Raw genomic sequence first — 23,419 nt, 5'->3', positions numbered from 1 at the left:
TTGCGTTCATCGTCCCGTGCCGTCCCCACCGAAAGGAAAACAGCATGACCACGTACGACATCGGCCTGATCGTCGGAAGCATCTCCTCGACATCCATCAACAGGTGCCTCGCCCGCGCCCTCACCAAGCTCGCACCGCAGGCAGATCTGCACCTCACCGAGATTCCGATCCGGAACCTTCCGTTCTACTCGGCGGACCACGACTCCGCGATCCCCGCCGAAGCTGCGGACTTCAAGCGAGCGATCGAAGCAGCCGACGCTGTGATCCTGGTCTCCCCCGAGTACAACCGCTCGGTGCCCGGCGTTCTCAAGAATGCGGTCGACACGGCCAGCCGTCCATGGGGTGACAACAGCTTCGACGACAAGCCCTCGGCCGTCATTGGCATGTCGATTGGCGCGATCGGCACGGCAGTCGCCCAGCAGCAGTTGCGTACCACCCTGGCGTTCCTCGCGTCACCGACGCTCACTCAGCCCGAGGCCTACCTGCAGTCGCGCGAGGGTCTCATCACGGAAGACGGCGTCGTGACGGACGACAGCACCACGGAGTTCCTGATCAACTGGCTGAAGTCCTTGCACGAGCACGTCGTGCACACCATCCGCGCGTCCGTTTGAGCGTCCGTTTCGCACTCTGTCGACCGCGGCGATCAGTCGCGGTCGACAGATTCGTGTTCCACACCGATCTGAGCGTTGACGCACGGGCCCAAGTTCCTAATGGGTGCTTCGAGGTCGTCGACTACGATCTGGGAGTCGAGGTCAAACTCCCGGAGCCACACCAGCGCCACCTGGATGGCCGACGCTGGCATCCCCCTACACGTGCTCCAAGAGATCCTCGGACACCAGTCCATCGAGACCACCAAGGGCTACCTGCACTCGGACCACGGGCACCTCCCCGCGGCCGCAAAGGTGCATTCATCACAAACCGAGCCGGCTCAGCCGACACTCGAGCGAACAGCGCGCACCCACTTTTGGACCCGATCACGCTGGGCGAAAACCATCTCTAGAAACGACAAGGTCCTGATGAAAATTGCTTCTCATCAGGACTTTTCTGTCGGGCTGACAGGATTTGAACCTGCGACCCCTTGACCCCCAGGCGTCCAAACGGCCCGAATCGGGCCAAGAACCGCGTAGTTCCGCGGATCAGATCATGCAGGACACGTCGTGCAATGCATAGTTTGCATGATTCTGGTCCCCTTCTGGTCCCCCTCCTTAGATCACCAGGGCAGCGGCCCCGGCAGGAACTGGCGTCAGACCGTTCCCCACCCCGCAGTGATGCTCGCACGCCACTGCGGGGTTGGGACCAGAAGTCATCAGGCGGCAGCCGGTGCGAGAACGGGCGCGATCCGCCACCCGCGCACTGAGAGTCCGGAGACGAAGTCCCACTCTTCGCGGCACACGTCGCACATGATCCTCACGTCGTGCTCACGGAATCCCGGAATGTTGTCGTGTTCCTCGAGAATCGACCCTGCCCGACATGGGCAGTGATACTCGTACCGCTCGACGTTACCGGAACCGGCACCCCAGCCGCTGTGGCTGGATCGACTCGAGTCGGTGAGCTCCGTGCGGATGCCCGTCGACTCCGGCGACGTCCGCGCCCAGCCGACGACTGCGCTGCGAGCCATCTCGAAGAAGTCCTCGTCCGCTCCGGAGCCGCGGAGGATATCCATCAGGTCCTCAGGCTGACTGGCAACACCGTGGTCGCCGTCTCTCACGCCCGCTGCGTAGTCGCCGGCCAGCCTCTCCCGCGAGCCCTGCGCCCCGCGCTCGCCCACGCTCGCAGCCTGCGCAACGAGCCACTCGTGGAACGGGCTCGTCAGCAGCTCAGCATGCTCATCGATTCCGTTCCAACGACCGGGCGCCTCGCCAGAGACACGGTAGCGCTGCAGCGCCTCCTGCAGGAACACATACCCCGGCGGACGATGATGATGGGCTCGCATTTCGTCACGGGAGGACCCAGAGTTTCGTCGCATCCGTCGCGCGTACTCGACCTGCTCAGGAACGAGTCCAAAGTCAGTGTTAAGAGAGAACTCGCCAGGGCTGCTCTCCGCGAGCGGGATGCCGACCGCCGCGGCCGCCCATATCGTCTGACCGTTCGTGACGTACGAGAAGTCCCCAAGGTGCTCACCCAGGAACTCCTCCGCAGTGTGCTTGAGGTTGTAGCTGTACGCCTCGCTCAGCGGCTCGCTTGTCATAGTGAACGCCCGAAGCACTTCCGCCGTGAGGATGATCTCGAGGTAGTCCGTCTCTTTGCTCGCCGAGAGCGGTCGTGCCTCAGCAGAGAAGAGACCGCTGTCGCCGAGGTGGCTGACGCGCACATCGGTCTCGAACTCGCCGCCATCGCTGTCGGCATCCCACACCGGTTCTGAAAGCACCGCGTGATCGGTCAGTACTCGGATCACGTCTCGGGCGCAGATTCGGTCCCCCAGGATGCCTTGGGCGAGCGGGTGTTCCATTAGGCGGAGTGCCTGGGTGTACTTCATTCCAGAGAACTTGCTCCAGGCTTTCGCATCGCGCTCAATCTCGCGTGAGCGCGCAACTGTACTGCTGTTGTTGGTCATCTCAATCTCCATCTGTGCCGCTGCTCGCGCCCCACGTCCGCAGAGCCGGCAACTATGAAGAGAGTTCTCAACTAGAAGGACACTGCATCTGGATCCGCCTCGGTTGTCCTTCGAGGCCGAGATCACGTGGGGATCCCGACTCGGAGATAAGCAGTCCAGACTGCTTGGGATCAAGCGTACAGGCGGACTACCGCCATGTCACGCACGGAGGACGCGCCAGCAGACCGGTAGCGCGCTCAGGCGGCGGGTCGACTACCGGGTTTCGGCAACCCAAACGGAGGCTTCCATGCTCCACCCGGACGGCAGTCGCGACCGCCTGGATGAGGCCGGGAGTCCATCCGACAGAATTGTGCCATGGCCGTCGCGGTCGACCTGGCTCCCGTCGAGGGGACTGCCTGCCAAGCTCGTTCGCAGTTCCGACAATGGTTTGTCAGCGCCTTGAGAATGGCCCAAAGCGCCCGCTGACGGATCTCAAGAGGCGTCTCCTCGTAGAACGAAGTATCAGGAGGTTGTCGAGACTACTTGAAACCCTGTGCCGAGACGGTTGGGGATGTCACCGAGAGTGCTTCGGCGCACGATGACCGTCCACGCCCTGTTGCTCTCTTTCGTGTTCCACGTAAACGCCGCATCGAACTCAGAGTCGAGCAACGACTTCTCATAGGTCTCCATCTCGGGCTGGCCGGGGTTCTCGATGTAGGCCTGTGGCAAGCCCGTGAGACTCGAAGGGAAGCTCAGTTCACTGATACCTGCGGAAGCTACTTTGAAAGCGGCCTGGGTTTCGGCACGAGACTGCGCAGCCGCCTTGTTGCCGAGGTGCGTCACCCCAGCGAGACTCTGCGTCTTTCGATTAGGCGCGTAGTCGCTCCTCCCATGCCACCACGTCGCCACGTCCACTGCGGGAGGCGCCGAGCGGTAGCGATGTCTGTTGAAATGACGCCAAAGCGCTATCCCACTGCAGGTAAGGTGAACATGCTCTGACCTTGGCAGAGCCTCGCCGTTCCCAGCAACAAGCGGTCAGTCAGCGAGCGCGAAGTCCAGCACGTCATCGGCAATGCCAACCGCAGGCCGTGGGTCTTCAAGAACCACATCGATCGGGATCCCGGATCCGCCCTCGATGTCGAGCTGGACGACAACCCGAACCTCGACCTCCGCGCTGGCCTCGAGGTAGTGATTGTTAAGTTCCCCGATAATGCTCACCTCGCCGTCGCCAGAGTGCCAGTCCCCTCGGTAGAGCCCCCCTTCGAGGGTCACGACAGCTACTGCGGTTGCGATGATCACGTCAGGCGACGCAGGGTCCTCCTTGAAGGAGAACTCCGTCGTCTGGTCGATGCCCGCGATGGCGGCGTCCTCAATCGCTGGCACAGTGAACTTCACGAACGAGGGGTAGCCGTAGTCGCCGCCGTAGATGAGCTGCTCGGAGACGCTCTCGTTCATGAGGTCATAGAGAGCGTCCGTGGCCGCCTTGACCAGGTCGACCTTTGCCACGGGAGAACGCATCTGCTTCAGCTCGTTCACGGCCACGTCGATGGGATTCTTTGACGGCCTTGATGCTGTGGGTTTCGGTTCTGGAGACTCCTCCACCGGGGGCATGGTCTCCACCGGGGGCGACGCGGGTACCTGCGCTTCCACGATGGCGATCGCCTCAACGATATTTCGGGACCAGGAGATGCGATTCCGCGGGATCACGAGTCGATCGACGTCGTCCATCAAATCCTGATGTAGGGACTTCTTATCCTCGGCGAGGAAGCCGTTGTCGAACGTCACGAACAGCACCTTGTCGTCGAGCTCAGCGCCGACCAGGAGTTCAAGAACGCTCTCCCAAATCAGCACATCGCGGAAGCCGAGGGACTTCTTCGTCTTCCCCTGTTCGATCTCGAGGAACGGCCGGCGTCGGCCCAAATCTCGGCGCAGAAGATCCGACGTCGGCACCTTCGGCACCGGCGCTGCATGGACGCCGTCGCGTGCCAGCACTGCATGGAACGTGCTGTCGATGTCGGCTTCGATGCGGTCGTGGGCTGCGCTGAGATCGTTGGCTGTCTGGGTGACATCACTCCCGGCCGCGCGCATCTGCTGGACACTGGCTGCTGCATCCTCGTGAGCGCCCCTAGCCGACTCCACGCGCTGACGCCGCAACTCGTCGATGACGACCTGCGGATACACGATCTCGCACGCACCGGCGGCGGCTAGGTCGACCAGCTTCGGCGCCGCATCGCGGGTCATCCACGGGTCTCGGAACAACGCATTGGTGTCCATGACGACGAAGAGCATGCCCCCATCATGCCCTAAGCCCATCGACCGTATATCGCCAGGCGACACGCCCCTGCCATGGACGCTACTGGTCTCAGGGCAGGGGTTTCATCGGTACGCGGCCACCGATGACATGTGCTCACCACGGCGACTGTCAGGGATGCCACCAACTGGGACTCGATCGTCGCAGGCCTCGGCCCCCAACCTCGCCCGCCACAGACTCCGCCACACCGGAGCGACGTGGATGGCCGACCCCGGTGTCCCGCTGCACGTGCTTCAAGAGATTCTTGGGCACGCATCCATGAAAACTACTCGCGGATACCTGCATCCCGATGACGGGCGCCTTGCCTCCGCGGCAGAGCAAGCCAGCGTATTCCTCTCCCCCTCCGGACAGAAGCGTCAGGCCGAACGAGGCGGCCCGACCGCGCGAGCCCTCTGACGCCCCACGCAGTGCCTGCCTACTGATCGCTCCAGTGCTGTCAAGGACCGCGTGCGACGCGTCAACGGTCGCGGCTACGTCTTGCTCCCGATGAAATGAAGCATCGAGATGGGGACCGGGGAATCAGGCGTTGCCGGAAGATCGACTACGGGGAAGGCAAAAGACACTTTCGCAACGTCGTCAATTCCGTACTGCAGCCAGTCGGTGCAGTCGACGTGTGGGAGCGCGTCTACCAGACTGCGATCTGCAAGGAGCAGGCTAAACGGCGCAAAGTGGATCACGGCAGATATCGCAGGCCGTGTCTTCTCGGCCCATTCTCCGCTTTCGACGTCTCGCGCCATGTAGATTGCGAGCGCATCATGGCTGCCTTCGACGTGGGCACGGCTTCTATCGGGCGCGATTGCGACGAGGAATCGGATGTCTTCCGACGGCAGAGCCGACACCCCCTCCCGCACGGTCCGGACGAGATCCGGGTGTGAGTCAATGAGTCTCGGAGTCAGGGCGGTCATACCTGCGAGCGCGGCACGGATGAATCTGCCCGGGCGCACACCATCGAGTTCGCCCGCGATCTGAGCCCGTTGCCCGTTCAGCGGCGAGCGGACGAGGTGGCCCGCAAAGCAGTGCGCCCATCGAATGTACTCGTCGTCCCAGGGCGAGGTGATCGCCCTGCAGGAATTGCAATGCGCGTATCGGCTTGCGCCTCCGAGTTGTGCCCTACCGTAGGTGAGGCGGTTGTCCGACGTCGTCCCGCCCAGGCGAAATTGCCCTGGTTGAACGCTGCCTTCGGCGGCACATGCGCTTTGGTGAGCGTGCGGACATTGCCGCACAGAGTGCATCTGCCTCGCTTGCTTTGCCTGCCCGCCGGCCTGAATCCTTCTTGCTGAGTCATCTCGCGGCTCCTTCCTCGACATTATCGGTGGATGCAGAGCTGATGGCGCCGCAATACGCACGACTCCGCGGCGGGTTCGCCGCGGATACGTTGATCGTGGTGCCGAGCGCGAACCAGCGACGCCCACACCCGATTCACGCCCATTCAGCCCACCTCCTAAAGGACTCGTTCGATACCTTCGCGTCAGGCTACGGCGTGCTGACGCCTGGTGGGAACGTTTGGTATGGCCGAGATAGTGGTCGAGTGATGTGGCCGATCCGCTTGGCTGTCTGTCCTTACCTCTACAGTCGAGTCATGAAGGGAATCGTAGGTGCAGGGCTACTCGTATCGGCGTTCGCGCCGTTGCTAGCTTTGATCGCGATCCTGAAGCTACCGACGCTGGGGTGGGTCAGCTGGGCGATACTTGCTGGTTGTCTCCTGTCGCTAGCGCTCCTTTGGCTTGTGCTTGGCAGCGTCGCCCGGCTTCAGGCCCGTCCCGTGGAGTCGGCGGAGGTCAGACGCACGGACGAGAGCGTTCTCGCGTTCACGTCGAGCTATGTCGTCCCGGTCGTGGTCACGTTGTTCAGTGATGACATCGCATCTTTAGTGGCGACGATCGCGCTCGTTCTGCTTCTCGTGATCATCTATGTTCGCGCCGGGCTCTATCACCTGAATCCCACCCTTGCCGTCATTGGCTTCCGGCTCTATGAGGTGACCGCAACCAGCGGCGCGGCAACGATGGTGCTGTCAAGGTCCCGACATCTTCCGCAGCACGGGGTCATCGAATGTCGATACCTTGGTGACGATGTCGCTATCCAATTGAAGGGACGACCGTGACCGAGGAACCGGCGCGCCAAGCGCTCGCTACCGCGCTTGGAGCAGATCCGACTGGGTTGGACAACTTCGTCATCCGCGGAGACGCACTGGCCGATTCGGAGTTGACCCGGTTCGACCTTGTCGATGGGATGGCCTCGGACGTCGTCGGCGACGTCCGTCGGTTCGCGGAATCGCTGACAGATAAGCAGTTCCTCGAGTACGACCCGTCCTATCAGACTAGTAACTCTCAGGTCCTCGTCGAGAAGCTCAGCGAAATCCCAGAGCTTGCAGCCGTCGACGCGGCGATTCGACGCGGCGATGTGCCCAACGACGCTGGTGGACAGGCCGTCGTCGCAATGGCGCACGCGGTGGGCACGGGCGCGAATCGAATCGTTGTCTACCGGCTCAAGGGTCCCGGGATCGCGACGAGACGGTCCCGCGGCATCACGCTCATCCCGCGGGACGGGATCTACCGACCGATCGAGGGCGACGTGCTTTTCTACGAGCCCCGATTCGATGTGCTCACATTTGGCGAGTTCGCGTACTTCACGACGGTCACCCTCATTCAGACGAAGCTCCATGCGCCCGACAAGGCGCGCCAGCTCGCCCGTGACACGCTGACAGCGGTGACAGCCAAGATCCGCATCGACGGGTTCGCAGAACTGGAGCAGGCGGTGATGGACGACCCGGGCATGCGCGCGAAGATGGCATACGTTGCTCGCCTTCTTCAGTCCGACCCGGACTACGCGAAGAACCTGACGACGAAGAAGCTCATCGCTTTCGTCGAGTCCTACCCGGATTATGACATTCCCATCGGCACGGTCGACGGGAAGAAGGCCTTGCGGTTCGACACGTCGCCCCAGCACCGGCACCAGATCCCCCGGCTGCTCGCCGACGACTACCTCCACAGTTACCTCACCGACCGAAACTACGAGGCAGGTTCGAAACAGCGCGTTCGCACCTAGCGGGAGCGGGGAGAGATGTCGGAGGCGATTCGTGCACGGACATTGCAGGCTTTGCGTACCGCGACCCAGTTCGACATCCCACCGGAGTCGCTCGCTAGTGCGATGACAGCGACTCCTGACCTGCTCTCCCGGCCGGAGCAAGTAGCGGAAATCGAAGAGCATATTCGGGCGATTCTCCTGGAGAGAATCACGATTCCCGTACACGCTCGATGGGCGACGCTTCCAGCGCTCGGAAACATCGCTGAGGCGCTCGTTGAGTCGATGCTCGTCGACTTCGGGTGGCAGCCGCTGTATGACGACGACAGCGGGTACTCCGCTGGGCATGGAGTCGATCTGCTGATGCTCGACCCATCACTGTCAGCTATCTTCGCGATAGAGGTCAAGTCGACGATTCAGCGAGGCCGCTGGCCGCGACTGAACCGAACGCCTCGGGCGCAAATGACCCCAGCCTGGCTCGATCGCGCGAGTAACGAAGGGATGCGTGAATGGGGTTTCGAGGCAGACGACGTCTACTCGATGATTGCGCAAGCGCACCTGGGACGGTTGAAGTGGCGCGCGTGTGTTGCGGCTGAGCTAGGCGCGCCCCTACCAATCGCAAGCATCGATCAGTTAATCGACCTTAACTGGCTGATCAAGCACGACTAAACAGATCCGCCATCGCAACGTCTCCTGTCATAGTCGACTGAATTGTCCAGGTCTGCTCGCGAGGAGAGCGACGCCGGCACCTCCGCCCGGCTAGCCGATGCAGCTTGACCCAGGTACCCAGATCGGTCAGCTCGCTTGATTTTCCAGATCTTTATGCGCCTCACGAGGCCCGCTTCAGGTCATGGCTTGCATGATTCAGGAGCCGGCGACGTTACTCAGAGGTCACCGAAACGGGACACCGGGCTACAGAGTCGGGGCACAGTCGGTGGGAGCACCGAGTCGTGGACGAACACGAAGGCCGAAAACTGATGAATGAGACCATCTGTCTCGACCACATGAACGGGGTCTAATGCTGATCTCGCGGTGCCATTGCCAATTCGTCATGTGAAAACGGAACCGATCGAGGTAGCCATGAAGACCGCCGCCTCGGCCTACGTCGTCGGTATCGGCGGCCTGACCCGGCCCGCAGCGAACTTGCGGCGGTTTGCCCAGCTCAGATCCCGAACGTCCACGTCCTGAACGGGTTCTTCATACCAAGGGTCGCCGCCCGGCGGCGCAACCTGGTTGAACGTCTCCTGATCGAAGTCGGCCGACAGCTTCCAATCTGGCTTGATGCCGGTGATCGTTCGAGCCGATACGAGTCTCGAGGCGAGGATCGAGAGGTCCACGTCCTTCGAGTCGAGGAGCTCGCGGATAGCGGCCCGGAGCTGTTCCACGCGGTGCCGCAGAATGAAGTGGACCTGGTATCCGACGCCAGAACCAGTCGCCGCGTCGTCGCCCTGCTTGAGGTGATTCAGAAAGTCCGCGATGGACTCATCGACCAGAGTTGCCGTTGCCTTCTCATACCAGGACGGCTTCTCAGACCGATACGCGTGGTCAATGCTGTTCTCTATCCTCCTCCATGCCCGGATGCGAAGCACTGGACCGCTGATCTTCCAGAGCACGGCCTGCACGGTTTCAGGTGGTGTGTCCTTAGGGAGCGCGACGAGCAACTGACCAGTCCAAGCGAGGAGCTGGTCAAGGTCATTGAACGGCGCGGTGTCGTCTGAAGGGAGGTGGTTGGCGATCTCAGCGAGAACTTGAGCCAACTGAATCCTGTCAGCATCTGTGGCTGGTTGGTTCGACGGGCTGAGACATTTTCCGAGCACCAAACTCCGGAACTCGTCCGATGTCCCGACGAGAAGGTGTACCAACGGTTGCCCATCCCCACCGGTCGCCGCCCTGACTGCAGCATCGACCGTCGCGTCGCTGACGTCGTGGTCGAGGATGCCCATCGCGAAGTAGCGGTCGAAGTACTCTTCGTGCTGGACGCTCTGGCGCCGAGTGCTTGCATGAGCCGAGAGCTGTCCCTTCTTCCGGTTCTTTGGGAATAGGGAGACGAGCAGCTCCCGGGCGGTGCCACGGCGTTCCTCCGGGACGACCTTGAGTAGCGGCTCGATATCGAACGGCTCGTACTCGATTGACTTGGCGCCAAAATTCATCTCCCCGGTGTGTCCGGAGAGCAGTTCGTTGCGGTATCGCGGAATGGAGTTGAAAAGAGACGGGAAGCTGACGCGGATGAGAGTCAGCAGTTGAACGTCCTCGTCGTCGACCTCGTTGGGAGGTAGGAGCGGGATGTGGTGCTGCAGCTGAGCAATGTAGCGATCGATCGCGCGCGGCGTCGTCAATAGATCCGTGAAGCAGTCGACCAGAGCGCCGAGACGTTGGCCAGGCGAACCATCGTCGACAGCTTCTCGCGAGATGCGAGCAAGCCCCGTGTTCAATCGGGCAACCTGCTGGTGCCGTAGTAGTGGGGGCACGAAGAGTGGGTATTGAACGATCTTCTCCATGAATCGTTCGGCCGAACCGTCATGGGGATTTACCGCGATTGATTCGGTCATGCTCCTGTATAGGGTCTCGTCATCGTAGGCGAGCAGGTACTGAACGCCGTCGAACCTGCCGAGCAACCGAACCACCTTCAGCAACGCCAACAGCTCATCACCATGGAGCCGGTCGATGTCGTCGACCACCACGAGTATCGGCTTCTTGAGCTCCTTCAGCTCCTCCGACGCCTTATTGAACGCGACCTGCCACGACGGCGACTTCGCCAATGCCTCACCCATGAGCCGAACCCCTTCGGCGGCAGCGCCACCGGCGATCGGAATCAGGTTCGCAGCGGGTGCAGCGACGGACGCTGTCACGGCAAGAGCCCGCCGCACCTGCTGCCCCTTCTTCCTGGGGAGCACCTCCGCGAGGGACGAATAGAACTCGCCCAAGAGCCCGGAAACATCACTCGTTGCCCAAGGCGTGAACCTTGCCACAGCCCACTTGGGGTGCTCGCTCTGTAGCTCCTCAACGATCATGTTCACCAGCGACGTCTTGCCGCTACCCCATGGGCCGCTGAGCCCGAAAACTGCGCTCGACTCGAACGAGTGGGTCGTGTGGATCAGTTCCGCGGCGCGTTGCGCGTACGACAACCGACCAAGAGTGTCAAGCTTCCTCGAACGGAGCGCTTCGTCTGTCCAAGCATTTTCGCCCATACGCCAATTATCCTCTGAGAGTCGATTGACCCGGGCGTTCTGCTGCAGCGAAATGGTCTAAGCGTCGGCCTGTTAGTAAGCGTCGCGACTGATGATTCCGTGGTCTGCCATACGGTCAAGCAATCGTAAGAGCACAGCAGCCTGCCGATCCGAGGGAACGCGTCCCTGCCGCAAGCCGAACAGCTCCACGAGGTTTTTCTCGGTAGGCGACATCGGAACCTGCGCCGTTGCTCCGTAGACGGTCTCCCAAACCTGTGGACTGAGCCCGAGAACCCTCCTGACGACCTCGAAGCCGGTATCAATCACGCGTTGCTTACGGTCATCGGCAGCTTGCACATGAGCCTGCGCCGCGCTGATCAGATCATCTTCGACAGCGCCATCGAGCCGGATGTGGGCTCTCTTGAGTACTTCCCAGCAGGCTTGCTGCTTGGCCCACTGTGTCACGTTGGCTTGTGGGCGATTCGGATCAGTAAGGTGCTGTTGCGCGAGCCGAGCACTCTGGACGAGACCTTCGAGCGTTGCACTGCTGATTGCCTGAAGTTTCCAGACGCGGTCGAAGTCATACTTGGCCCCGCCGAATTGGGCACTGACCTGGAGCGCGAACCGCGAGATGGCGTATGCCACGATGTTCGCCAGGTAGCCCGGTGCGCTCCTGTACCAATCTTGCTTGAGTACCTCGCTGCGAAGCGTCGCGTACATGATTGCTTTGCCGATGCTGGTGCGGAAGTAACCGTCGCCGTAGGCGTCGGCGCCCTTGCCGTCGTCTTTCGTCCACTGTGCATCGACCTTGTTTGCGTAGTCGGCGAAGACAGACTGCGCTCCTTTGCTCACAAGGTCGGGGTGCTGGTTCCAGCAGTAGTCGTACTTCGCCCAGTCGGTCTTCGTGATCCGTTGGGACTTGGGGTACTCAAGTTCGAACTTCGCCTGTTCACCTGCCGGGCCGCGTGCTGCCCGATCGTTCTCCCACTGCCCTCGGGCACGTTCGTAGTACCAGCCAGTCTGGTACTGCTTGCCTTCTTGCGCCGGCGCCTTGAGACGGCGGCTGATCTGCTCCAAGCGCACGTGAAACTCGTGGGTCGAGAACAAGTCTGCTGCGCTTACTCTGTTCTGACTGTTCGCGTACTTCGCGACTGACTGGACGACGTTCGCGGAGTCCAAATCGTTGACGGTGACGAGCTTCATTTGGATTGAGACGCCGTCCACGTTTCTGCTCTTGTCGCTCCGTAGAAAGTGAGCAAGCGAGGCGGTCGTCTGTCCCCCGTTGACTATCTGCCAACGGTGGAGGCGACGGATGGTGGTCCCCTGTGGCGAGCGTCCGAGTTCCACCTCAGTCGCAGTTGTGGTCAGGCCATTGTTGTAAGCAAGGAAGCGTTCCGGCTCTTGGGCGAGGGTGGCTTGGATACCGCGGTTGACTTGTCCTCGCGCGCTTAGGAACGTTCGGACATTCGATTCCAGGAGGAGGCTGCCGTACTCGTCGAACACGTCTGCGAGGACCTTCGCGGGAATGACTGCGAGGTACGTCCGGGTTGTCTCGTCGTCTCCAGCTGTCACCAAGCACGGCAGACCGTCAGGAATCCACTTCGTAAAGTCGACGTGGATGTCCTCGCTCCCCCGGTCGGGAAGCGCTGCGTCGATGATTCTGCGCTGGTCCCACACCTCGTACGTTGTTCTCAGTCCAGCCACAACGTCGCTCTCGATGGTCCGAATCCGGTCGCTCATTGTGCCGTCGGTGATGAGGATGGTCCGGATCTTCGCGATCCTCCCCTCCGCGATCTGCTTCGAGAAGTAGTCCGCATACTCCCGCTCCCGCGAGGACAGCTCTAGGTTTGTGGTCAACCATCCGTTGGCAGCCGCCTCTACGAAGCCGGTCGCGCGTCCGATCGCGTCCTTCGCTCCTGTCATAGTGAGTGTTTCGTCGCGCCCGAAATACCTCCCGGCGAGGATGACCAGCGATTGTTCGATGGAGTTCTCTGCATAACCGAGAAGTTCGAGGCGCTTGCCTCGCGGGCCGTTGCATCGGAGTGGCTCAATGTTCAGATTGGCGACCGCCTCTGCATCTTCGAGCCTTGCTGCGAAGACTTCCGCAAAGGCCTCAATCTCGAAGGCGCCTTCCCCGGCGATCGCTGCGACCTTGATCTCATTGCGGAGATCATCGACTTCGCTGCTCACGAAAGCCCGAGATCGTCGAGTAGCGCATCGAAGGGTGCTGTGAACGGTGACAGTCTCAGCAGCTCCAGGGAGTAGTGCACATCGATGATTCCGGCAGGCAGCGAGGGGATGTCGAGGTGGGGGAAGCCTTCGTTCACTTGGAACCGTAGCCATTTTCCGGGGAGGAACCGGTACTTGTCGTACCACTCGTCGGAGAGGTCGAGTGTCAGGGCCTCCAGCGCGGCATCCCATGTCTCCGCTGCGCTCGGGCTGGCGGCGAGCGCTTCGCCTATTTGCTGCGCATACTGGCGGAAGGGGACCGCGGCGCTCGAGTTGAGCGGCGCGTCCTCAACCGGAAGCACGAGAAGATCGAGCGCCTGGCCGGTGGGAACCAGTTGGCTTGGGGATGACACGCGGATCATGCCCGGCGGTTGATGCGTGGACTTCACTTCGATGCCGCGGCCATCGGCGAAGGTGAAGTCATGCACGCCCAGTCCTGCCTTAGCCCAGGGACCGCGCCACGCCTTCACCGAGTCGTCTGCACTCATGCCGGATGTGAGGAGCGTGCGCAGGAATACGAGTTCGGCGAATGTGCCCCTGACGAGGGGTTCGGACAGCCGGCCCCGCCGCTGACCGACGAAGCGTCGATACTCCTCAATTGAGCGGATCAGTACGCCAATGCCCTCGTCGGTGGACGTCGCAACCGACACGCGTTCCAGGAGGTACTCCACCAGTTTCAGGAAGAGCGGCGGAAGTCCGCCGTCTGTGGCGGTGATCTGAACGTAGTCGTTGCTGCCGCTCCGAGTCGTTTCCACTGAGAAGCCTTGACCGTCGCTGACAACCTGTGCCGGAGTTAGCGAGACTCTGATGAACAGTGCCGCACGGCTGTTGTCGTTGACCGCGGCGAACATGAACGGTGTCTGACCGAGGACCACCATCCGGCCACTCGTCCCGGAGAGGACTTGTTCGAACCGTGATCGCAGGGATGACACGTCCATCAGATGTCGTCCTCGTCTATTTCATCGTCGCCTTCATCATCGACGAGCCCGTTGTAAGCACGCCAGAAGACTTGGTTGACGCGATAGGTCTTCGAGTCTCGCGTCGCGTCTTCGATCTCGTCTTGCGTCATCTTGGGGAACGCGATCGCCACGGCGAGCCGAGTAAGTCCAGTCTCCACTTGGTCCAGGTCGGAGTCTTCTGGGCTTTTCGGATCATCGGCAGTGACGGTGTAGATCATCAGGATCGGATGGTCGATCCAGGCGAGGGTCCGCGCTTGCGAGGTCATTCGCTTTCCGCTCGCCGTGAAGAGGGGCTCTGTATCCATGGCCTCTCGCTCGGACTTTGTAAGCGATCCAGCGACGTCGGTCCCGGAAGAGACTCGTCGACGGTCGAGGCGGATGTGTCCATCCGAGCGGCTGCGCCCCATCTTGTTTCTCCGGCTCATACCGACGGAGATGGCGCCGAACTGGTGCTGAGCGCCTCCCCCGCTACTGCTCACTAGGACGACGGTCCATCGGTCGCTGCCGGGTGTGACTTTAAAAGCGTCAGTGATGGGGAGGATGCCGTCGCCGCCGGGGCCGAACCACTGGCTGCCGCGGTCGCCTTGGAAAGTCCCGAAAAACTCCTGGACGGCTTCGAGAGGCACGTTGCTCCATGCGTCGAATCCGCCGCTGGTCTTCACCGAAGTGGGGGCTCCCAGGTGAGTGATCAACGCCTCGACCGCTGCCTGGTTCTGCTGCTCGATGTTGTCATCGCCAGTGAGGTCGTACGATTCGGCGAGTCGGTTTTCCCAGACAATCGGTCCAATGTCCACAACTTCCGTGTCGCGTCCCTTGTTGGCGGCGACGATGGCGACGCTGTCCGGATGGACCCGTACCCGTAGTCCGAAGTCTCTCGGGGTTAGACCCCGGGCCTTCATATCGAGGAGGGTCTCTCTCAGTTCCTCTGTGACCTCGGCAGAGTGCTCGAAGTCCGCGCGGGTTGTCTCGGGCATCCAGATGCGTACCAGGTCTTCGAAGCGGGGTCGGTAACCGAACCAGCGTCCCATTTGCATGAGTGTGTCCATCGTGCGTGGTTCTCGGACGAAGTAGCTCACCTGGAGTCCGTCGAGGGTGAGGCCACGTGACAGGATGTCGCCACCGACAACGATTTTTGGAACGAGGTCGTCAGCTTCTCGTTCCGCAACGGTCATCAGCTTCCGGCGCTTCGCGCGCTCTTTGGCTGTGTCACCGTTGATGAGGTCGACGCGGAACTCGTCTGCTACCTCAATGAGCTTCTCGGACATCTGCTCCCAGGTGACGTCCTTCACATTAGCGAATCGAACGTTCCACACATGCTGAATCATCTCTGCGGCGGCACTTCTTGCCGTCGTGTGTCGGGCGAACTCGCTCAGAATGACAGCGACCGTCTGCTTGAGGAACTCGTCGGCGAGATCCGCCACGCGACGCTCCACGCTCTTGAACCGAGAGACGTTGATGAGCATCGACGCTGTCTTGGTCTTCTTATCCCGGATGCGACGGACCGCCGTACCCAGGAAGAACTCGATCATTGCGATCTCCATTGATTCAGGGAGGGCGGGGACCGGATGATGGTTCTTGTGCTTAATCGGGATGAGTCGGAGACAATCGTCGACTTCGGTGGAGATCGCGGTATGGCCACCTTCTGGGAAGTACGTGCCGATCCCGCGGTATGTGCTCGGGGGAAACATGACCCTGATGTAGTCGCTGGGAAATAGGTCGGTAAGAACCGTTCCAGGGCCGTCAGCTGCCGGCTCGCCTCTTCCTGGCTTCTCCACGAACTCGAAGGCCGCCTGGTCGTCGATGAAAATGTTGGCGAACGGAGTGGCAGTGATAGCCAGGTAGGAGCTCCGGGTCGATACGTCGAGGAGCGCGCGAATCGCTCGATTGACGCTAGTCGGGTCTTCCTTGTCGCGCGTGTTCGGGCTGCCCCAGTCCGATTCGTCGTCGATGACGATGAGAGGAATATCCAGCCGCCCGCCAGGAGCCTGGCTCTTAATGTAGGTCCGAATGTTGTTCAGAAGCGATGGCGTCTTCTTTGTGATGAACACCGTGGGAAGTCCCCCGTCGACCCAGGTGATGCTGGACCCGCGCTTCGACTTCGAGAAATCGTGGCGGACCGTCGTCATCAGGTGAGCGCGAAGCCCGGAAATCTCTCCTACACCGACGTACCGGATTGCAGCGTTGCTGATGCCGTCTTCCCAGGTCTCCGAGTCGACCCCGAGAAGATCAGTATCGAACCGGGTCTGTGTTTGCTGCCTCAAGTTCTCCGTGTGGCCGCCGATGACGATGATCACGCGATAGCCGTAGTCAAGCGCCTTATTCAGAATGCCCAGGTAGGTCGCCGTCTTTCCGGACTGAACCTCACCCATAAGCAATCCGCGGCGGGGCCACGTCCCGTCAGTCTGCGTCGGATTCCCCAGCAGTTCGACCACGTCATCGGTCTGCGAGTCCAGCGTGTTGATGACGTTCGCTTCCCAGTCACGGCTGATGAGCAGCTTCTTGTAGGCATCCCACCGAGGGGTCTCAGTCTCGTCACGGCGTTGCGCGATCCACGGCCTGAACGTCGCTTTATCGACGATCGAGCCGCCCAAGACCATCTCGACAGTGTTTTCCAGCGTCAGCTCTTTCAAGATCTCCTCGATCTCGATCGCGCTGAGGTCTTCGAACAGCAAGGATGCAAAACCGGCCGCCTTCGTCTCCAGCTCGTCGAAGGCCAATGGCCGGACCCGGTTGAACAACTGGTCTTTGAGGTACGCCTTGAACTCAGCTTGACGATCATTCAGCGGCATGGGAGCCCTTCCATACGAGATTAACGAGCGCGTGGAGATCATCCACAGTGTTGAACGGCTCAACAGCGACCAGCTGCGTCACAACGACATCGGGGTCGTCGTCAAAGATGCCTGATTGGCGCATGTCGTTGAGCCGAGCGATAAGCGCCTCTCGCGCTGGTCGGGTGCCTAAGGCCGGCACGTTCCCTGCGATCTCAACATATGCGTCCATGACGGGGAACGTGGTCGCAACCGTCTGCAAAAGCCCAACCACGCGTTCGGCATCCTCAGCGTCAAGACGAGACAGAACCGCCCCGACGAGCGGACTTTCGAGGTTCACCTCATAGAGAAACCCGTCGCGAGTCTTGAGCTTCGTCCACACGTGCGCGACATCGGCGCTTTCGCGCCTCCCCCGGAAGGTGTGGACCCGATGACCGCGATCCAGGATCGGATCAATGAGTTGTCTGAGCCTCAACTTGAACGAAGCCGGCGGCTCTGCTCGAGACTTTTTGATGTCCAATTGCCAGAGCGCATCGAGGGTCGTTGGCACATCGACTTTGACTCGGGTTTGCTTCGACAGTTCATTCATTCGCGCGAGACCGTACCAATGGCCGTGTGAAATCAGCCGACGATTGCGGTATACGTAGAACCCCTGCGCCTCGCGCATCCCCTCGCCGAGGTCCGGACGTTGTCGTTCCTGGGGTGTGAGCCCTGAAGGGTGCGGAAGGGTAAAACCCTCAACATGAACCTCAGCGCCGCCGATCTGAAGAGTCTCAAGAGCAGTGCGCTGAGTCTTCGGATTATCGGACAAGAACGGATCGATCGGTCGCAAAGCGATTCCGTTGACCGTAATCGTGAGTCGTTCACGCCGATCCGCGAGAAACCTATGGAAGACGAGTGCGAGATTAGAACGGACACCGCCGAGCCGTTCGGCGAGATGGGTACCTGGTGTGAGAGTGTCTCCTAGGAGAAGGTCCAGCTCGCTCCACACCACAAGGGTGCCACTGGCTTGCCCCTCGAACTCACCCCATAAGGGCAACTCCTGAACCTCAGTCTCGTCGAGCACATTCAGGAGCCATTTGCCCGAGTCACGTACGAAGTCGACGTCCCAACGTAATGCCGTCACTGTGTCGTCTCGCTTCGTGACTACGGTCAGACAGCGTGCTTGAGAAAGCGATGCCGTCTTCAGGCCGAGCCCAAAGCGCCCAAGGTCCGAAGCGTCACGATCACCGACGGAGCCCGCGAAACGCAACGCCTCTCGGGCCACCTCGGAGGTCATGCCGCGACCGTCGTCCAGAACAGCGACATGCTTGCCCTCAATGACGTCTGCATCGATCGAGATGTGGCCTGCTCCTGCGGTGATGCAGTTGTCCAGAAGGTCCGCGACGGCGGCGGCGAACGAGTAGCCCACCGAGCGCATGGATTCGAGCAGATTAACGCTCGGTTGGATGACCTCCGACTCCATCTTGTCTCCTCGATTCGCGCTTCAACTACGCCGCCTGGGTCTGTTCCAGCGCAAAAGCGTTCTCAAACTCGATATTCGGCTCGATGGAAGGGTAGGGAATTCCGGCGAAAGATTTGAACAGTGCAGTAAAGATGGCCGTGGCACCCTGCACCGGAACGGCCATACCGACCTGCTTCCGCACGCTCTCTTTGAGTCCTTCGAACACAAAGTCATCGGGGAAGGCCTGGAGGCGCGCCCTCTCCCGGTTCGTCAGCGCGCGGTCGAGAATCCAGTGATAGATGTACGATCCGCCGCCGCCCCCACCGGTAACGGTGTACGACGGCTTGTCCGCTTCAAGCCGCTTATATGTTGTACTGATCGTCGTGCGGGTATTGATGTGGAGCCGCTTTGGCATCTCTTGAAGCGCTCGTGGTGAGAATGCGTGCTCACCGGGGCGCAGAAAACTGAGACGTTCGACAACTTGAGCCGACAGCCGCGCAATCTCGTGGTTCGAGGCGTTCAGCGCGATCGGCGGAACAGTGAGTGCGGACTTCGCGGTGACGTCCACGTCCGCGTAGATCTCCGGTGACGGAACTCGAAAATCAACGTCAAGATCCTCGCGGATTCCGACGATAACGATTCGTTGCCGACGCTGTGGAACGCCGTACTCGTCGAACGAATAGAGGTGCGGGACGAGTCGGTATCGAAGTCCGTCTTCAGGATTCTGAAGGTGCTCCAAGATTTGCTTGAATGCTTTACCCTCGTTTGCTCCGCGAAGGCCGGACACATTTTCAGCGACGAACCATTTGGGCTTCTTCGACGCGAGAACCTTCACCCCATATGTATAGAGCGGGCCGTATTCTCCGTGTAAGCCCTTCCATTCACCGACGAGGCTGTAGTCATTACAGGGAAAACCGAACGCGAATCCGTCGATTTCGCCGAGTGCATCGATATCGAGATCGTGAACATTTTGGTGGACGACGCCTCCGCCGTCTGCCGGGAGTGCCGTTGCGGACTCGACCAATTTCGCGCCGTCATCGTACTCAGGAACGAGGATATTTCGAAGATAGGTCTTGCACGTGTCTTGGTCGTAGTCATTCGCCCATGCGTTTCGGAGAGTGACGCCGTCGAGGGCTTGTGCAGCGAGCCGTGCCCCTAGAGCCATGCCGCCGGGGCCGCTGAAGAGCTCGCCCATGCGGTAGGTCTGGTCGGTCATTGGCGTGGTTCCTTGGGGTGCTCGATCACATTATGGTCAAGGTCTAGCGTATCGACGACTGTTGGGACGCGCTGCGGGCCACGCCGATTGGCGTCTCGGCCTCCTGGGCCCGGCCCCAAGATAGTCGGAGCGACCGACACCCAGCCCTTGCGAGAGTTTGTCGCCCCGCTCGATCGCGTTCGGCTATATGTCCCATTCTGTGCCCCGGGGGCCACGTCAGCGTGTCGGCGGGCGTTGCACTCCCGCAGCCGTGCCCTCGCGAGCAGGGCGACGCTGACGGCTCCCCCAACAACGAACTTCATCATGTTCCACAGGAAGATGAGTACGAGAAGGTTGAGCCATCCGGGGCCACCGTCAGCGATGAGGTTGGTGCAGATACTCGCGGCCAGGAGGTAGGGCACGGCGAGGAGCATCGCCGGCACACCCCACCTGAGTCCTCGCCTCGTGCGGATCGCATCGAGGAGGATGTTGGTGGGCATGTAACGGCGCAGGAAACCACGGACGTGGATGCTGACTGTCCAGAGTTGGCGGATCATGACGGCAGTCGTCTCCAAAGGGTCTGGCGACAAAGAACCTTGAAGGACTGCCCGAATCGGGCGATCATGCCGTCACGCTCGGGGCGACGGCGACACACATTTTGAAAGCCGCCTTGCTTACACAGTCCACTGTAAATCGGACTCCGGACATTCGGAAGTGCCCGATCCGCATCTCGGTCGAGCTCACAGCACGCGGCCAGTGCCCATGCGCCTCGGTGAGGGTGGCGTTGCCTCCTCGGTCGACTGAGTGTTGATGCTCTTGATCCTCACTAGCGCGGCGCTGGCTCGTGCGGCGGCGATCTTTTGCGCGTCGCCGTCTGGTGCCGCGCCGAGTGGCTCGTTCCCGGTGATGTCGTAGCGGTCGCGGTACGCCGCGATCGTTCGCGCCTGACGCCGCCACGACACGGCGGCATCCATCTCAGCAGGTTCTCCGCCAACCGACAGCACCCAGTCCTGTCTCTCCAAGAGAGCTTGGTCAAGGACTGCATCGGCACGCTGTCGAATCAGTCCTCGTCGCTCGGAGAGCGCCTTGTGCATCTCGACTGTCATCGGACCGGTTGCCTCGGGGATCAGGCCCGCGATCAAACGGGGAGCCTTACGACTACGCCATGCCCCGGCCGGGCGGGTGGTGGTGCGTGGGAGGCGATGGTGAAGGACTGCGGCAATGTCATCCGCGTCGCCGAACCCTCGTGCTGTAGGAAGGCGCGGGAGAAGCGCATCAACGTCATAGTGGTTGGCTTCCGCACGCCGGGGCTCCGCGGCAAGCGCCCCGAAAGTGTCGGATCGGATTGCGTCTTCTGCTTCGTCCGGGGTAAGCCCGGACTCGCGGATGAGGGTTGCCCAGCGGTCGTGTTGGGCGGCTTGCGCGATCGTCTCGTACTCGGCCGCGAGCTGTGCCACCGAGCCCCACGCCTCTTGCTCGGCGGTGATCGTCTCGTATGCGGAGAGTTCCGCGCCGACGTGTTGCAGGACTCCGTAGAGCACGGTCCGTGCTGTTACATCGGGGTTGTCGGTGGGGTGCGGGCCGTTGTGGGAGCCGTCGGGTTGGTCGGTGGCGACGTAGACGAAGTTCGCGTGGCGTCCGCGGGTCATCGCGACGTACAGGTTCTCCCTTGAGGTGGTCACATTGGCGAGTACGTGGGCGGTGTCGGTCGTGATGCCTTGAGCCCGGTATGCGGTGACTGCGTATCCGAGATCGACATGCTCAGCCACATACCCGGCCGGCAACACCACCGCCCCACCACGACGCGTGCCGGCACGGCGAACGGTGAGGGAGCCGTCGTCGTGCACGTCGGTGACCGTCCAGCGGTCGCCGTTACGCACCCACCCCCGACCGGAACGCAGGCGCCGGTCGTTGCGGCGAGTGAGGATCGTGTCGCCGATGGAGGCTCGGGAGGTGTCGTGGAGTTCGACTTCGCGGAGTGCATTCACGGTGCCATCGAGGATCAGGTCTGCGCGGGCGCGCTGGTTCAAGGCATGGACGGATTCGTTCGAGTCGGCGATGAGCAAGGTCGCGATCCCGGCGAGGGCGTCTGTGCGCCAGGCGGTGTAAGCGGTGTCGATCATCGTCTCGGTATCGCCGCCGGTGATGCGGTCGTGGTCGGTGTAGGTGTCGATCGCTTCGGTGCGGCCGTGGCGCAGGTCGAGGGAGGCGGTCTTCTCCCATTCATTACGAACCGGTGCACGTCGACCAGTTCGGGGGCATCTTCGCGGTCGTGGACGCGCAGGGAGAACGCGCCGCCGGCGGCAACGGATTGGAGTTGCGCCCAGTCCCCCACCAGCAGCACCTTCGCTTCGGCTTGCTCGGCCAGGGCCGTGATGCGGTCGAGGGAAAGGGTGCCGGCGAGGGAGGCTTCGTCGATGATGACCAGCTGACCCTTCCGGAAGGTTGTGCCGTCGTCCGCGAGGACCTGCGCCGCGACCGCCGAAGAGGCGAGCCCGACGACGCTACCGCGGCCGTGCTCACGCTCCCACGCGGTGCGGAGTGCTCGCATGGCCGTTGTCTTCGCGGCCCCAGCGGGGCCGACCAGCACATCGATTACTCGACCGGACACGGCCACCCCTGCGAGCGCTGCGGCCTGATCCTCGCCAAGGAGTCGTCCTTCACGGTCGGGGCGGGTGGTCACCTTCTCAACGACGTCGATAGGCACGGTCGGCGCTGCGGTGGTGCGGGTGCGCTCGAGGAGCCGGTCTTCGGCGGCGAGGAGTTCAGCTGGCAGCGGTTCTGGTCCCCTTTTGATCCCCTTATCCACAGGGAGGGCTTCGCGGCGAGTTCCGGTATCCGCAGCGCTACCCCGCCGAGAGCTTGACCAGAAAAACCGACCGCGGAAACAACAAAACCCTGATGAAAATAGCTTCTCATCAGGGTTTTTCTGTCGGGCTGACAGGATTTGAACCTGCGACCCCCTGACCCCCAGTCAGGTGCGCTACCAAGCTGCGCCACAGCCCGTGGCAAAAATATTCAGTTGTTTGGGCCGCCCAGGATGGGCTAACCCATTTAACCCCAGTCAGGTGCGCTACCAAGCTGCGCCACAGCCCGTTGTCTTTCGCTCACGCGGAGGCAACTCCACTATCTTAGCCGCACGGCGACGCCTTCGCGAACCGGCCTATTGCCCGTGTCCCACTCCCGGCGTAGCCTGCCCTGCATGCCACAGATCACAACCGCGCTCGCTAGTCCAGAGACTTGGGACGATATCCAGCACGCATTGACCGGAGGTGGCGACGGTCGCAGCTGCCAGTGCGTCTGGCCGGTGCTCACGAACAAAGACTGGCAAGACACAACGCTCGATCAACGCACGGCGCTGTTCCAGCACGAGATCGCCACAGGCCCTCCTCCCGGGCTTGTCGCATACGTCGACGGCGAGGCGGCCGGGTGGATTCGCATCGGGCCACGCCCCGCGCAGCGGCGCCTCGCCCGCACCCGCAACATCGTCACGACCACGCGCGAACCTCTCGATGACGACACGGTTTGGGCCGTCACCTGCTTCGTCGTCAGAAAAGAACACCGCGGCCAAGGCCTGAACGCCGCACTACTGAAGGCGGGCGTAGAGTTCGCCCGTGCGGCTGGTGCTCGCGTCGTCGAGGGCTATCCGATCGACACCACCACCACCGAGGTCCGCGTCAACGATTTGTACCATGGCGCACTATCAACGTTCCTCACGGCCGGATTCACCGAGGTTCCCAGCACGAAACCGGGTCGCCCACTGGTGACCCTCAGTCTCAAAAGCTGACGACG

The 23,419-nt window shown here is 61.6% G+C and carries 18 protein-coding genes, 1 tRNA gene and 1 pseudogene; 7 read left to right on the top strand and 13 right to left on the bottom strand.

The genetic code is table 11. The features are described 5' to 3' along the window. Window positions 1-44 precede the first annotated feature (44 nt). The gene (locus AC1C2Q_RS15810; protein ID WP_495450888.1) at window positions 45-611 is read left to right on the top strand and encodes an NADPH-dependent FMN reductase; all 567 of its coding nucleotides are present in this window, start codon (window positions 45-47) and stop codon (window positions 609-611) included. Between the two features lie 99 nt (window positions 612-710). Continuing rightward, window positions 711-1,082 carry a tyrosine-type recombinase/integrase gene (locus AC1C2Q_RS15805; protein WP_495450887.1) on the top strand — a complete coding sequence of 124 codons (372 nt, stop codon included), beginning with the start codon at window positions 711-713 and terminating at the stop codon, window positions 1,080-1,082. A 224-nt stretch (window positions 1,083-1,306) separates the two neighbouring features. On the opposite strand, the gene AC1C2Q_RS15800 is transcribed toward AC1C2Q_RS15805, so the two are convergent. The 3 genes from AC1C2Q_RS15800 to AC1C2Q_RS15790 form a co-directional block, all read right to left on the bottom strand. Then, window positions 1,307-2,554, bottom strand: coding sequence for a hypothetical protein (locus AC1C2Q_RS15800; protein WP_495450886.1), 1,248 nt, complete (start codon window positions 2,552-2,554; stop codon window positions 1,307-1,309). A 501-nt stretch (window positions 2,555-3,055) separates the two neighbouring features. Beyond that, entirely contained in the window at window positions 3,056-3,376 is a 321-nt protein-coding gene (locus AC1C2Q_RS15795) for a hypothetical protein (protein WP_495450885.1), read from the bottom strand. 192 nt (window positions 3,377-3,568) lie between these two features. After that, window positions 3,569-4,822 (bottom strand): PIN domain-containing protein, encoded by a 1,254-nt coding sequence (locus AC1C2Q_RS15790; protein WP_495450884.1) that lies wholly within the window; start codon window positions 4,820-4,822, stop codon window positions 3,569-3,571. Here AC1C2Q_RS15790 and AC1C2Q_RS15785 point away from each other — a divergent pair. Next, window positions 4,806-5,240 (top strand): tyrosine-type recombinase/integrase, encoded by a 435-nt coding sequence (locus AC1C2Q_RS15785; RefSeq protein WP_495450883.1) that lies wholly within the window; start codon window positions 4,806-4,808, stop codon window positions 5,238-5,240. The two genes, AC1C2Q_RS15790 and AC1C2Q_RS15785, sit on opposite strands and share 17 nt — an antisense overlap. A gap of 74 nt (window positions 5,241-5,314) precedes the next feature. Here AC1C2Q_RS15785 and AC1C2Q_RS15780 read toward each other — a convergent pair whose 3' ends face one another. Then, window positions 5,315-5,749, bottom strand: a complete 435-nt coding sequence (locus AC1C2Q_RS15780; RefSeq protein ID WP_495450882.1) for a hypothetical protein — start codon at window positions 5,747-5,749, stop codon at window positions 5,315-5,317. A 674-nt stretch (window positions 5,750-6,423) separates the two neighbouring features. Here AC1C2Q_RS15780 and AC1C2Q_RS15775 point away from each other — a divergent pair. From AC1C2Q_RS15775 to AC1C2Q_RS15765, 3 genes are read left to right on the top strand one after another with little or no spacing between them, the layout of a single operon-like run. After that, on the top strand, window positions 6,424-6,945 hold the full coding sequence (locus tag AC1C2Q_RS15775) for a KwaA family protein (protein WP_495450881.1): 522 nt from the start codon (window positions 6,424-6,426) through the stop codon (window positions 6,943-6,945). Further along, window positions 6,942-7,889, top strand: coding sequence for a hypothetical protein (locus AC1C2Q_RS15770; RefSeq protein ID WP_495450880.1), 948 nt, complete (start codon window positions 6,942-6,944; stop codon window positions 7,887-7,889). The genes AC1C2Q_RS15775 and AC1C2Q_RS15770 overlap by 4 nt, the downstream gene beginning before the upstream one ends. A gap of 51 nt (window positions 7,890-7,940) precedes the next feature. Continuing rightward, the gene (locus tag AC1C2Q_RS15765) at window positions 7,941-8,534 is read left to right on the top strand and encodes a hypothetical protein (protein ID WP_495450879.1); all 594 of its coding nucleotides are present in this window, start codon (window positions 7,941-7,943) and stop codon (window positions 8,532-8,534) included. 431 nt (window positions 8,535-8,965) lie between these two features. Here AC1C2Q_RS15765 and AC1C2Q_RS15760 read toward each other — a convergent pair whose 3' ends face one another. The 9 genes and pseudogenes from AC1C2Q_RS15760 to AC1C2Q_RS15720 form a co-directional block, all read right to left on the bottom strand. After that, window positions 8,966-11,053 carry a KAP family NTPase gene (locus AC1C2Q_RS15760; protein ID WP_495450878.1) on the bottom strand — a complete coding sequence of 696 codons (2,088 nt, stop codon included), beginning with the start codon at window positions 11,051-11,053 and terminating at the stop codon, window positions 8,966-8,968. A 72-nt stretch (window positions 11,054-11,125) separates the two neighbouring features. After that, window positions 11,126-13,222 carry an AIPR family protein gene (locus AC1C2Q_RS15755; protein ID WP_495450877.1) on the bottom strand — a complete coding sequence of 699 codons (2,097 nt, stop codon included), beginning with the start codon at window positions 13,220-13,222 and terminating at the stop codon, window positions 11,126-11,128. Beyond that, the gene (locus tag AC1C2Q_RS15750; RefSeq protein WP_495450875.1) at window positions 13,219-14,199 is read right to left on the bottom strand and encodes a PD-(D/E)XK motif protein; all 981 of its coding nucleotides are present in this window, start codon (window positions 14,197-14,199) and stop codon (window positions 13,219-13,221) included. Before AC1C2Q_RS15750 ends, AC1C2Q_RS15755 begins: the two co-directional genes overlap by 4 nt. After that, a complete protein-coding gene (locus AC1C2Q_RS15745) occupies window positions 14,199-17,009 on the bottom strand; it encodes a Z1 domain-containing protein (RefSeq protein ID WP_495450874.1) in 2,811 nt (936 codons plus the stop codon). Before AC1C2Q_RS15745 ends, AC1C2Q_RS15750 begins: the two co-directional genes overlap by 1 nt. Further along, window positions 16,996-18,453 carry an ATP-binding protein gene (locus tag AC1C2Q_RS15740; protein WP_495450873.1) on the bottom strand — a complete coding sequence of 486 codons (1,458 nt, stop codon included), beginning with the start codon at window positions 18,451-18,453 and terminating at the stop codon, window positions 16,996-16,998. The genes AC1C2Q_RS15745 and AC1C2Q_RS15740 overlap by 14 nt, the downstream gene beginning before the upstream one ends. A gap of 25 nt (window positions 18,454-18,478) precedes the next feature. Further along, a complete protein-coding gene (gene dcm, locus AC1C2Q_RS15735) occupies window positions 18,479-19,648 on the bottom strand; it encodes a DNA (cytosine-5-)-methyltransferase (protein WP_495450872.1) in 1,170 nt (389 codons plus the stop codon). After that, on the bottom strand, window positions 19,645-20,184 hold the full coding sequence (locus AC1C2Q_RS15730; protein ID WP_495450871.1) for a hypothetical protein: 540 nt from the start codon (window positions 20,182-20,184) through the stop codon (window positions 19,645-19,647). Before AC1C2Q_RS15730 ends, dcm begins: the two co-directional genes overlap by 4 nt. 183 nt (window positions 20,185-20,367) lie before the next feature. Then, window positions 20,368-22,391, bottom strand: a pseudogene (locus AC1C2Q_RS15725) (ATP-dependent DNA helicase); the annotation flags it as partial. A gap of 168 nt (window positions 22,392-22,559) precedes the next feature. Next, window positions 22,560-22,633, bottom strand: a tRNA-Pro gene (locus AC1C2Q_RS15720). Window positions 22,634-22,829: 196 nt separating this feature from the next. On the opposite strand from AC1C2Q_RS15720, the gene AC1C2Q_RS15715 reads away from it, so the two are divergent. Continuing rightward, window positions 22,830-23,414, top strand: a complete 585-nt coding sequence (locus AC1C2Q_RS15715) for a GNAT family N-acetyltransferase (RefSeq protein ID WP_495450870.1) — start codon at window positions 22,830-22,832, stop codon at window positions 23,412-23,414. Window positions 23,415-23,419 lie beyond the last annotated feature (5 nt).

It is taken from the genome of Microbacterium sp. Y356 (genome assembly GCF_059445355.1).
This window is presented reverse-complemented; position numbering and strand designations above follow the sequence as displayed.

What these genes read in the sequence shown, in the direction of transcription:
- AC1C2Q_RS15810 (WP_495450888.1), top strand. Translation starts at nt 45, where the DNA reads ATGACCACGTACGACATCGGCCTGATCGTCGGAAGCATCTCCTCGACA.
- AC1C2Q_RS15805 (WP_495450887.1), top strand. Translation starts at nt 711, where the DNA reads ATGGGTGCTTCGAGGTCGTCGACTACGATCTGGGAGTCGAGGTCAAAC.
- AC1C2Q_RS15800 (WP_495450886.1), bottom strand. Translation starts at nt 2,554, where the DNA reads ATGACCAACAACAGCAGTACAGTTGCGCGCTCACGCGAGATTGAGCGC.
- AC1C2Q_RS15785 (WP_495450883.1), top strand. Translation starts at nt 4,806, where the DNA reads ATGACGACGAAGAGCATGCCCCCATCATGCCCTAAGCCCATCGACCGT.
- AC1C2Q_RS15790 (WP_495450884.1), bottom strand. Translation starts at nt 4,822, where the DNA reads ATGCTCTTCGTCGTCATGGACACCAATGCGTTGTTCCGAGACCCGTGG.
- AC1C2Q_RS15780 (WP_495450882.1), bottom strand. Translation starts at nt 5,749, where the DNA reads ATGACCGCCCTGACTCCGAGACTCATTGACTCACACCCGGATCTCGTC.
- AC1C2Q_RS15775 (WP_495450881.1), top strand. Translation starts at nt 6,424, where the DNA reads ATGAAGGGAATCGTAGGTGCAGGGCTACTCGTATCGGCGTTCGCGCCG.
- AC1C2Q_RS15760 (WP_495450878.1), bottom strand. Translation starts at nt 11,053, where the DNA reads ATGGGCGAAAATGCTTGGACAGACGAAGCGCTCCGTTCGAGGAAGCTT.
- AC1C2Q_RS15750 (WP_495450875.1), bottom strand. Translation starts at nt 14,199, where the DNA reads ATGGACGTGTCATCCCTGCGATCACGGTTCGAACAAGTCCTCTCCGGG.
- AC1C2Q_RS15745 (WP_495450874.1), bottom strand. Translation starts at nt 17,009, where the DNA reads ATGCCGCTGAATGATCGTCAAGCTGAGTTCAAGGCGTACCTCAAAGAC.
- AC1C2Q_RS15740 (WP_495450873.1), bottom strand. Translation starts at nt 18,453, where the DNA reads ATGGAGTCGGAGGTCATCCAACCGAGCGTTAATCTGCTCGAATCCATG.
- dcm (WP_495450872.1), bottom strand. Translation starts at nt 19,648, where the DNA reads ATGACCGACCAGACCTACCGCATGGGCGAGCTCTTCAGCGGCCCCGGC.
- AC1C2Q_RS15730 (WP_495450871.1), bottom strand. Translation starts at nt 20,184, where the DNA reads ATGATCCGCCAACTCTGGACAGTCAGCATCCACGTCCGTGGTTTCCTG.
- AC1C2Q_RS15715 (WP_495450870.1), top strand. Translation starts at nt 22,830, where the DNA reads ATGCCACAGATCACAACCGCGCTCGCTAGTCCAGAGACTTGGGACGAT.